A 2,099-nucleotide genomic window follows, 5' to 3' on the forward strand; every position below is an offset into this window, starting at 1 on the left:
ATACCCACCCTCAACACCTAAGAAAAATCTCGCTTCTGCAAGAGAAGCACTCAAACTAAAGCTGATTACACCTAATGCTAATAACTTTTTCATAAATAATCTCCTGAAATGTAGTATATTTATAAACTAATCTTAAATAAATAGTTTTGATTAGCTCATATCTATAAAGAATATCGCTCTGCATAGATATAAGTTAAGGCTGATACTGTCATTATTATGTAATAAAATACCTACTTTTAACTATATTAATAAAATGCTCTATGGCTTGCTTTTGCATTAGTTGGTAAGATATGTGATGCCTTGTGTTAAATATTGGATACTCTGATTTAATTTATCGCTTATTTTAGGAGCTACCGTACTTTGGTCTATTACTTGGTCATTTGTCTGCTGTGCCCTTAAAACCTTGCTATCATTACTTGTTTGCAAGGACAATCCACTTGACACACTTGAAGAAGTTATTCCCCTATCAAAACCGAATGCAGGTATTGCTTTGTTAGTATTTATGCCTTGATAAGCAGCAAAATTTCTAAGATTACTGTGTGTTAGCGTGTTGGTTGTCAATGCACCGCTATTTCCCTGAATATAGGCTCCTCGCAAATGGATATCTTGCGCTATTTGCATGTCAAGGGAATTTGCTGCTATGCCGCTTTGGTTACTCGTATTAGTATAATGATTTATAGAAGTGGCAAGATTATTATTGGCTGTGCCGATAGAAGCTTTTATGTCCATTTCTCTCTTAGAGTCTTGCAGGCGTTATATTGAGATTGCCGCCAATATTTGCTGCTAGATTCTCAGATTGTGAGAGCTTTAGAATCCGTTTTATTTGCCTCTGCAGTAAGAATATCTGTCCTTGTCGTAACTTCTATGGGTCTAGCTATTTCTATTGTGCCATCTGCTCTTAATATAAATCCGTTATCGCCATTACTCTGTGAAGCAGTGCTTGCTATCATGCCTGCATTTTTTATGCCCACACCCTTATCTGTTGCAACAATGAAAATCTTATTTGAGAAGATACTTCCTAAATAAGCTACATCTAAAGCCAATGCTTTATTCTGCTCTTGATTATCCAAGATAATAGGCTGATAGAGCAAAGTAAGTGGGGAAAAAGTTACTTGATTAGAGCCTAAGAGTATTCGTAGATTCTGTGCTTGCAAGGAATCTGTAACATTCATACTTTTTGCAAGGAGTGTAAGACTTGCGACATTCTTTGCGTCAAGTGCATCGGCTATAATCTCTCCTTTCTTGATATTAAGCGTAAGAGCAGTATGATTGGTGTAATCTTTGAGATTGTTGAGCCTCTCTAATTCTTCTTTACTCAACGTACCAGTCGCTAAACTTACATTGCCCGCATTAATGAATCCACATCCTTGGCAGGTGATTCCATTAGGATTGGCTAGTAGCATATCAGCTTTACTTCCAGCAATCTCCAAATACCCTAAGAGCTCGGAAAGATTCGCCCCTGTTACTTGATTAAGAATAAGTTTCGCAGTCGCAATATCTAAATTTGGATTAGAATAAATCAAACCTGCAAGCTGCGTATTAGTAAAAACTTCTTGGCTCAAGGTATTATTAAGAATCGCACCTTCTTTGGCAACATTGAAATCATGATAAAAGTTATTTGAAATGCCCGCTTGACTTGGCTTTGCAATATTGACTATATCAATGTTATTTTGAGAATGTGTAAGATGCGGATTATTGGTTGTCTGTGTCGTATCAATGACAATCTGACTAGCAAACAGAGATTGAGATGCAACAATGGAGAATACATTAAAAACTGCTATTGTCTTTTTCACAAAAGGCACAAAAATCTTCATAAGCTCTCCTTAGCTAGTGAGAATTTGACTTGAGAATGTCGCTATCAAAATAGCACTTATGCAATTCATTATAATGAGATGTGTTACAAATCGAACATCGATTTAATGGAATAACAAAAAAATGAAAAATGAAAAATTACTTTTTGAAACAAAAATAAGAAAGCTTTTGTTAAGTTATGAGCCTATATTGTAAGATTTGTGTGCGAGATTTCTCTTTGAATCCTATGAAACACATTTCTTCATTGTTGATGCCTGTTAGGAAGTTTATGATGGTGTGGGCGGTGT

2 protein-coding genes are annotated in these 2,099 nt (G+C 35.6%); both read right to left on the reverse strand.

Going from position 1 to position 2,099, the window contains the following annotated elements:
* Positions 1-276: 276 nt before the first annotated feature.
* A complete protein-coding gene (locus CQA66_RS09030) occupies positions 277-729 on the reverse strand; it encodes a hypothetical protein (RefSeq protein ID WP_104763683.1) in 453 nt (150 codons plus the stop codon).
* A gap of 62 nt (positions 730-791) precedes the next feature.
* Positions 792-1,814, reverse strand: coding sequence for a filamentous hemagglutinin N-terminal domain-containing protein (locus CQA66_RS09035; RefSeq protein ID WP_104763684.1), 1,023 nt, complete (start codon positions 1,812-1,814; stop codon positions 792-794).
* Positions 1,815-2,099: the final 285 nt, after the last annotated feature.

This window comes from Helicobacter aurati, from assembly GCF_003364265.1.
Classification (GTDB): Bacteria; Campylobacterota; Campylobacteria; order Campylobacterales; family Helicobacteraceae; genus Helicobacter_A; species Helicobacter_A aurati.